At 75.1% G+C, this 9,515-nt stretch carries 1 protein-coding gene and 1 pseudogene; both read left to right on the forward strand.

Annotation, left to right across the window (positions count from 1 at the left end; genetic code table 11):
- Positions 1 to 6,126 (forward strand): SDR family NAD(P)-dependent oxidoreductase (locus ACIRVF_RS42750; RefSeq protein WP_402830613.1); only part of this gene is annotated, 6,126 nt, incomplete at its 5' end.
- Positions 6,127 to 6,162: 36 nt separating this feature from the next.
- A pseudogene (locus ACIRVF_RS42755) lies at positions 6,163 to 9,515 on the forward strand (type I polyketide synthase); the annotation flags it as partial.

The raw sequence follows: 9,515 nt of genomic DNA on the forward strand, positions 1-9,515 counted from the left end.
CGGACGGTCACCGGCGTGGTGCACGCGGCCGGTGTGCTGGACGACGGCGTGGTCACCGGACTGACGCCCGAGCGGCTCACCACCGTGCTGCGGCCCAAGGTGGACGCGGCCTGGAACCTGCACGAGCTGACGGCCGGCCAGGACCTCAAGGCCTTCGTGCTCTTCTCGTCCGTGTCGGGCGTGCTGGGCAGCGCCGGCCAGGGCAGCTACGCGGCGGCGAACGTCTTCCTGGACGCCCTGGCCGCCTGGCGCCACCAGCAGGGCCTGCCCGCCCAGTCCCTGGGCTGGGGCGCCTGGGCGCCGACCGACGGCATGACCGGGACCCTCTCCGATACGGACCTGCACCGGATCCGCTCGGCCGGGGTGCCGCCGCTGACCGAGGAGCAGGGCCTCGCCCTGCTCGACGCCGCCATGACCCGGGACGAGCCCTACCTCGTCCCCATCGGCCGCGCCGCCGGAACGCGCCCGCCCGGCGAGGTGCCGAGCATGTTCCGCGCCCTGTTCCCCGCCGGGCGACGGACCGCCGCCGGCAGCACGGGGACGGGCGCCGCCCTCGCCGCCCGTCTGCACGCCCTGCGCGAGGCCGACCGGCCGCGCCACCTCGTGGACCTGGTCCGTACCGAGGCCGCCGCCGTCCTCGGCCACGCCTCCGGCCGGGCCGTCGACCCGGGGCGGGAGTTCCGCGACCTCGGGTTCGACTCCCTCACCGCGATCGAGCTGCGCAACCGCCTCACCGAGGTCACCGGGATCCGGCTCCCGGCGACCCTGGTCTTCGACCACCCGACCCCGCACGCCCTCGCCGCGCACCTCCTCGCCGAACTCCTCGACGAGGGCGCCGCCCCGGCGGCCCCGGCCGCCACCACGACCCCCGCGGCCGGAGAACCGGTCGCGATCGTCGGCATGGCCTGCCGTTTCCCCGGCGGCGTCGCCTCACCCGAGGACCTCTGGCAACTGCTGAGCGAGGGCCGCGACGGCATCTCCGGCTTCCCGGCCGACCGCGGCTGGGACCTGGACGCGCTGTTCGGCACCGGTCACGGCGTCAGCGCCACCCGCCGGGGCGGCTTCCTCACCGGTCTGGGCGACTTCGACGCGGGCTTCTTCGGGATCTCCCCGCGCGAGGCCCTCGCGATGGACCCGCAGCAGCGACTGCTGCTGGAGACCTCCTGGGAGGCGTTCGAGCGGGCGGGCATCGACCCGGTGGCGCTGCGCGGCAGCCGGACCGGTGTCTTCGTCGGCACCACCGGACAGGACTACGCCTCGCTGGTGATGAACTCACGGGAGGAGGTGGAGGGGCACGCGAGCACCGGGCTGGCCAACAGTGTGATCTCGGGCCGGGTGTCGTACTGCCTCGGTCTGGAGGGGCCCGCCCTCACCATCGACACCGCCTGCTCCTCCTCGCTGGTGGCGATGCACCTGGCCGCGCAGTCCCTGCACAGTGGCGAATGCTCCCTCGCTCTGGCCGGCGGGGTGACCGTGCTGTCCACGCCGATGAGCTTCCTCGGCTTCACCCGGCAGGGCGGGCTGGCCCCGGACGGCCGCTGCAAGGCCTTCGCGGACGGGGCGGACGGCACGGGCTGGTCCGAGGGCGTGGGCGTGCTGGTGCTGGAGCGGCTCTCGGACGCGCGGCGCCACGGGCACCCGGTGCTGGCGGTCCTGCGCGGCAGCGCCGTCAACCAGGACGGCGCGTCGAACGGGCTGACCGCGCCGAACGGGCCGTCCCAGCAGCGGGTGATCCGCCAGGCGCTGGCCAACGCCGGGCTGTCCGCCGCCGAGGTGGACGCCGTGGAGGCGCACGGCACCGGCACCACCTTGGGCGACCCGATCGAGGCGCAGGCGCTGCTGGCGACGTACGGGCAGGACCGTGAACTCCCGCTGATGCTGGGCTCGGTGAAGTCCAACCTCGGTCACACCCAGGCGGCCGCCGGTGTGGCGGGTGTGATCAAGACCGTCGAGGCGATGCGGGCGGGGGTACTGCCGAAGACCCTGCACGTGGACGCGCCCTCGTCGCACGTCGACTGGTCGTCCGGGGCGGTGGAACTGCTGACGGAGGCCCGCGAATGGCCCGGCGGGGAGCGGCCCCGGCGGGCGGGGGTGTCCTCGTTCGGGATCAGCGGGACGAACGCGCACGTGATCGTCGAGGAGGCGCCGCGGGTGGCGCCGCAGGAGGAAGCGGAAGCGCGGCCGTCGGTCGAGCCGGGCGCGGTGCCGTGGGTGGTCTCGGGCGTCTCGGCGGCGGCGTTGGACGCACAGGTGACCGGCCTCGCCGGGCGGGGCGGCTCGCTCGTGGACGTGGGGCTGTCGTTGGCGGGCCGGTCGCGGTTCGGGCACCGGGCGGTGCTGCTGGACGGCGTGGAGGTGGCCCGGGGCGTCGCCGGTGAACGGCAGCTCGCACTGCTGTTCTCCGGTCAGGGGTCGCAACGGCTCGGCATGGGGCGGGAGTTGTACGAGCGCTTCCCGGTGTTCGCGCAGGCCTTCGACGCGGTCTGTGCGGAGCTGGACCTGCCGCTGCGCGAGGTGGTGTGGGGGACGGACCAGGATCGGTTGAACCGGACCGAGTTCGCCCAGGCGGGGTTGTTCGCGGTGGAGGTGGCGCTGTTCCGGTTGGTCGAGTCGCTGGGGGTGCGGCCGGAGTTCGTGGCCGGGCATTCGATCGGTGAGGTCGCTGCCGCGCATGTGGCGGGGGTGTTCTCGCTGGCGGACGCGTGTGCGCTGGTCGCCGCTCGTGGCCGGTTGATGCAGGCGCTTCCGGAGGGTGGCGCGATGCTCGCGATCGAGGCGACGGAGGAGGAGGTCCTGCCGCTGCTCGGCGAGTCGGTGTCGATAGCCGCCGTGAACGGGCCCACTTCGGTGGTCGTTTCGGGCGCGGAGGCTGCCGTCGCGGCGGTCGAGGCGCGCTTCGCCGACCGGAGGACCAGTCGGCTGCGGGTGTCCCACGCCTTCCACTCGCCGCTGATGGACCCGATGCTGGACGAGTTCCGTACCGTCCTCAACGGGCTGACGTACAGCGAGCCCTCGATCCCGCTGGTCTCCAACCTGACCGGTGAGCCGGTCAGCGGCACGACCGACGCGGACTACTGGGTGCGCCACGTCCGCGGGACCGTCCGCTTCGCCGACGGCCTCCGCGCCCTGGACGCCGCCGGCGCCACCGACTACCTGGAGCTGGGCCCCGGTGGCGTGCTCACCGCCCTCGCCGAACAGGTCCTCGGCCAGGGCGAGCCCGAGGGTGAGGGCGAGGACAAGGCCGAGGGCACCGGTCGGGTCGCCGCCGCGGCGCTGCGCCCGGACCGCCCGGAGGAGGCCGCCCTGCTGACCGGCCTCGCCCGGCTGCACGTCGTCGGCGTCCCGGTGGACTGGGCCCGGGTGTTCGACGGCACCGGCGCCCGGCGGGTCGACCTGCCGACCTACGCCTTCCAGCGGGAGCGCTACTGGCCCGCGCAGGCCGCCCGCACCGGTGACGTGGCCGGCGCCGGCCTGGCGTCCGCCGAGCACCCGCTGCTGGGGGCGGTCGTCTCCCCGGCCGATTCGGCGGGCGTCCTGCTGACGGGCCGGCTGTCGCTGGCGGCACAGCCCTGGCTGGGCGACCACCGGGTCGGCGGAGTGGCGGTGTTCCCGGCCGGCGGGCTGCTGGAGCTGGCCCTGCGGGCCGGGGACCAGGTCGGCTGCGACCGCGTCGAGCGGTTGACGGTCACCGAGCCGCTGGTGCTGCCGGAGGACGGCGCCATCGCCGTCCAACTGGTGGCCGGCGCGCCCGACGATTCCGGCACGCGCCCGCTGAGCTGCTACGCCCGCCCGGCGGACGCCCCGGAGGAGCCGTGGACCTGCCACGCCACCGGCACCCTGGCGGTCGGCGGCCGCGACGGCGGGTTCGATACCTCGGTGTGGCCCCCGGCGGACGCATCGGCCGTCGAAGCGGAGAGCTGCCACGACCCGCTGGACCACGGCCCGGCCTTCCGCACGCTCCGCGCGGTGTGGCAGCGGGGCGAGGAGGTGTTCGCCGAAGCCGTCCTGCCCGGCCGGGCCGAGGACGCGGCGCCCTACGGGCTGCACCCGGCGCTGCTGGAGGCCGCCGCCCAGGCGGCCGGTCTGCTCGGCCCCGAGGACGGTGCGCGACTGGTGCCCGTGGACTGGCGGGAGGTGGCGCTGCACGCGACCGGCGCGGCCGTGGTGCGGCTGCGCGTCGCCCGGACGGGTGGGGATTCCGTGTCGGTCGAGATCATGGACACGGCTGGCGGCCCCGTGCTGTCGGCGGGCTCGCTGACCCTGGGCGAGTCGGCCGCCGTCCGCGCGAACGCCGTGCCGGCCGGGGCGCTGCTGCGGCTGGACTGGGTGGACGCGCCCTCGTCGGCCGGCGGGCCGGTACGCTCGGCGGCCCTGGACGGCCCCACGGCCTCGTTGGCCGAGGTGCCGGACGCGGTGCCGGAAGTCGTGCTCGCGCCGGTCGTGGGCGGGCGGGTTCCGGAGGTGGTGCACGAGGTCACGGGGTGGGCGCTCGGGCTGGTGCGGGAGTGGCTGGCGGAGGAGCGTTTCGGGAATTCGCGGCTGGTCTTCGTGACCAGGGGTGCGGTGCCGGGGGGTGAGGTCTCGGACCTGGCCGGTGCGGCCGTGTGGGGTCTGGTGCGGGCGGCCGAGGCGGAGAACCCGGGCCGCTTCGCCCTGCTCGACATCGGCTCCGCCGCGGACACCACGGCCGCGCTGCCCGTCCTCGCGGCTCAACCGGCCGGCGGTGACTTCCAGTTCGTGGCCCGCCGGGGTGTGGTGCGGGTCGGCCGGCTGGCGCGTGCCGGGTCGGCTGTGGTCGGGTCCTCTGCCGGTTGGGGTGGGGGGACGGTGGTGATCACGGGTGGTACGGGTGGTCTGGGTCGTCTGGTGGCCCGGCACCTGGTGGTGGAGCACGGGGTGCGTGATCTGCTGTTGCTGAGCCGCCGGGGTGGCGGCGGTGACTGGGTGGAGGAACTGCGGGGGCTGGGCGCCGAGGTCGAGGTGCTGGCCTGCGATGCGGCCGACCGGGAGGCGCTGGCCGGGGCACTGGGGGGCCGGACGGTCACCGGCGTGGTGCATGCGGCCGGTGTGCTGGACGACGGTGTGGTCAGTGGGCTGACTCCGGAGCGGCTGAGGGCTGTCCTGCGGCCGAAGGTGGACGCGGCCTGGAATCTGCACGAGCTGACGGCCGGCCAGGACCTCAAGGCCTTCGTGCTGTTCTCCTCGGTTTCGGGGGTGATGGGCAGTGCGGGGCAGGGCAACTACGCGGCGGCGAACGTGTTCCTGGACGCCCTGGCCGCCTGGCGCCACCAGCAGGGGCTGCCCGCCCAGTCCCTGGGCTGGGGGGCGTGGGTGCCCACGGCGGGCATGACCGGGACGCTGAGCGGTGCGGACCTGCAGCGGATCCGTTCCGCCGGGGTGCCGCCGCTGACCGAGGAGCAGGGCCTCGCCCTGCTCGATGCCGCCATGACCCTCGACGAGCCCTACCTCGTCCCCATCGGCCGCGCCGCCGGCTCGTCGAGGATGCCCGGCGCCGTGCCCGCACTGCTGCGCGGCCTGGTCCGCGGCGCCCGCCGGGTGGCCGAGTCCGGAGGCGGCAGCACCGGTACGGTCACCGCGCTGGCGGCCCGGCTGGCCGGACTGCGCGAGGGCGACCGGCTGCGCCACCTCACCGGCCTGGTCAGGACCGAGGCCGCGGCCGTTCTCGGCCATGGCACGGCTCAGTCCGTCGAGGCCGACCGGGACTTCCACGACCTCGGGGTCGACTCCCTCACCGCCCTGGAACTGCGCAACCGCCTCACCGCCGTCACCGGCCTGCGGCTGCCCGCCACCCTGGTCTTCGACCACCCCACCCCGGCCGTCCTGGCCGCCCACCTCCTCGGCGTGCTCCTGGACCGGCGGGACGCCGCGGACGGCGCCGCGCTGCTCGGACAACTCGACCGGCTCGACGAGGCCCTGGCGGACGGCGGCACCGACCGGGCGACCCGGGACGCGGTGTCCCTCCGGCTGCGCCGAATGCTGGAGAAATTGCGAATCCCCGACGCCCAGAATGCCGAGGACGGCGTCGCGGAGCGACTCGAAGCGGCGAGTGCGGACGAGGTCCTCGCCTTCATCGACAACGAGCTCGGCCGTCTCAGCGACCGCTGACCGCACCTGCCTCTACACAGGAAGGCACCACCTCCCATGTCGAACGACAGCAAGCTCGTTGACTACCTCAAGTGGGTCACGGCCGACCTGCACCAGACCCGCCAACGGCTGCTGGAAGTCGAGTCCGGCCGGCACGAGCCGATCGCCGTCGTCGGCATGGCCTGCCGTCTGCCGGGCGGGGTGACCACCCCCGAGGAGCTCTGGCGGCTGGTCGCGGACGGCCGGGACGGCATCACCGCCTTCCCGGCCGACCGCGGCTGGGACCTGGCCGCGCTGTTCGGCGAGGGCGCCGGGAGCAGTGCCGCGATCGAGGGCGGATTCATCTCCGCGGCCGACTTCGACGCGGACTTCTTCGGGATCTCGCCGCGCGAGGCCCTCGCAATGGACCCGCAGCAGCGGCTGCTGCTGGAGACCTCCTGGGAGGCGTTCGAGCGGGCGGGCATCGACCCGGCGGGCCTGCGCGGCACCCGGACCGGCGTCTTCGTCGGCACGGCGGGCGTCGACTACGTCGGTGTGGTCATGAACGCCGAGGAGGACATGGAGGGCCACGCGACCACCGGCCTGACGGCGAGCGTGCTGTCCGGCCGCCTCTCCTACACCTTCGGGCTGGAGGGCCCGGCGGTGACGGTCGACACCGCCTGCTCCTCCTCCCTGGTGGCGATGCACCTGGCCTCGCAGGCGCTGCGGGCCGGCGAGTGCACCCTCGCCCTCGCGGGCGGCGTGACGGTGCTCTCCACTCCGATGAGCTTCGCGGGCTTCAGCCGGCAGGGCGGGCTGGCCCCGGACGGGCGGTGCAAGGCCTTCGCGGACGCCGCCGACGGAACGGGCTGGGCCGAGGGCGCCGGCGTGCTGGTGCTGGAGCGGCTGTCCGACGCCCGGAGCAACGGGCACCCGGTGCTCGCGGTGCTGCGCGGTTCGGCCGTCAACCAGGACGGTGCCTCCAACGGGCTGACCGCGCCCAACGGGCCGTCCCAGCAGCGCGTCATCCGCGCCGCCCTGACGGCCGCCGGGCTGTCCGCCGCCGAGGTGGACGCGGTCGAGGGGCACGGGACGGGGACGCCGCTCGGCGACCCGATCGAGGCCCAGGCGCTGCTGGCGACGTACGGGCAGGAGCGTGAACGGCCGCTGCTGCTGGGCTCGTTGAAGTCCAACATCGGCCACACCCAGGCGGCGGCCGGGGTCGCGGGTGTGATCAAGACGGTGATGGCGATGCGGCACGGGGTGCTGCCGCGGACCCTGCACGTGGACGCGCCGTCCGGTGAGGTGGACTGGTCGGCGGGGTCGGTGGAGCTGCTGGCCGAGGCCCGGGACTGGCCGGAGACCGGTCAGCCGCGCCGGGCGGGTGTCTCGGCGTTCGGGATCAGCGGGACGAACGCGCACGTGATCGTGGAGCAGGCGCCGGAGGAGGCCGTGGAGGAGCCTGCGGCCGTGGTCGCCGGGCCGGTGGTGGTGCCGTGGGTGGTGTCGGCGAAGTCGGAGACCGCGCTGGACGCACAGCTGACCGCGCTCGCCGGGGCGGCCGGTTGTTCGCCCGTGGACGTGGGGCTGTCGCTGGCGGGGCGGTCGCGGTTCGCGCACCGGGTGGTGCTGGTGGACGGCGTGGAGGTCGCTCGGGGTGCCGCGAGCGAGCGCTCGACGGCGTTCCTGTTCTCGGGGCAGGGGTCGCAGCGCTTGGGGATGGGGCGGGAGTTGTATGCCCGGTTCCCGGTGTTCGCGGAGGCTTTCGATGCGGTGTGTGCGGAGCTGGACCTGCCGCTGCGCGAGGTGGTGTGGGGTGAGGATGCGGAGCTGCTGAACCGGACGGACTTCGCCCAGGCGGGGTTGTTCGCGGTGGAGGTGGCGCTGTTCCGGCTGGTCGAAGAGCTGGGCGTGCGGCCGGAGTTCGTGGCCGGGCATTCGATCGGTGAGGTCGCCGCGGCGCATGTGGCGGGGGTGTTCTCGCTGGCGGACGCGTGTGCGCTGGTGGCGGCCCGTGGCCGGTTGATGCAGGCGCTTCCGGAGGGTGGCGCGATGCTCGCGATCGAGGCGACGGAGGAGGAGGTCCGGCCGCTGCTGGGCGAGTCGGTGTCGATAGCCGCCGTGAACGGGCCCACTTCGGTGGTGATTTCGGGCGCGGAGGCTGCCGTCGCGGCGGTCGAGGCGCGCTTCGCCGAGCGGAGGACCAGTCGGCTGCGGGTCTCGCACGCCTTCCACTCGCCGCTGATGGACCCGATGCTGGACGACTTCCGTACCGTCCTCAACGGGCTGACGTACAGCGAGCCCTCGATCCCGCTGGTCTCCAACCTCACCGGCGAGCTGGTCACCGGCACGACCGACGCGGACTACTGGGTGCGCCACGTCCGCGAGGCCGTCCGCTTCGCAGACGGCCTCCGTACCCTGCACGCGGCCGGGGCCACCGCCTTCCTGGAACTCGGCCCGGACGGCGTGCTCGCCGCGCTGGCCGAGCGGAACCTCGACGAGCACGAGGGCGGCAGGACCTCCCCGGCCGTCCCGTTGCTGCGCCGGGACCGGCCGGAGGAGGCCGCAGTGGTCACCGGCCTGGCCCGGCTGCACGTCACCGGTGTGCCGGTGGACTGGGCGCGGCTGTTCGACGGCACCGGCGCCCGGCCCGTCGACCTGCCCACCTACCCCTTCCAGCACGAACGCTACTGGCCGCGCCCGGCCCGGCGTCTCGGTGACCTGACCGGAGCCGGACTGGCCTCTGCCGAACACCCCCTGCTGGGCGCCACCGTGGCCCTGGCGAACGCCGAGGGCACCCTGTTGACGGGCCGGCTGTCGCTGGCGGCGCAGCCCTGGCTGGGCGACCACCGGGTGGGCGGAGTGGCGGTGTTCCCGCCGACCGGGTACCTGGAGCTGGCCGTGCGGGCGGGTGACCAGGTGGGCTGCGACCGCGTCGAGCGGCTGACCGTCACCGAGCCGTTGGTGCTGCCGGAGGACGGCTCGGTCGTGGTCCAGATCCAGGTGGGTGCGCCGGACGGCTCCGGCGCGTGCCCGGTGCGGGTCTTCTCCCGCGCGGACGCCGAGCCCGACGCGCCGTGGACGGAGCACGCCGCGGGCGCACTCGTCCGCGGCGAGCGGCCCGCCGGCTTCGACGCCTCGGTCTGGCCGCCCAAGGGCGCGGTGGTGGCCGATCCGGCGGCGGTGCGCGAGGAGGCGGAACTGGGCGAGGCCTTCGAGGGGCTGCGTTCGCTCTGGCGGCGGGGCGAGGAGACCTTCGTCGAGGCGGTGCTCCCGACCGGGGCGGCGGGCTTCGGCCTGCATCCGGCGCTGCTGGCGTCGGTGGTGCGGGCGGACGGCCGTGGGCTGGTGCCGGTGGGGTGGTCGGGGGTGTCGTTGCATGCCTCGGGGGCGTCGGTGGTGCGGGCCCGGTTGGTGCGGACGGGTGCGGA

Origin of the sequence: Kitasatospora sp. NPDC101157 (genome assembly GCF_044768255.1) — a bacterium.
In the GTDB taxonomy this organism is placed as follows: Bacteria; Actinomycetota; Actinomycetes; order Streptomycetales; family Streptomycetaceae; genus Kitasatospora.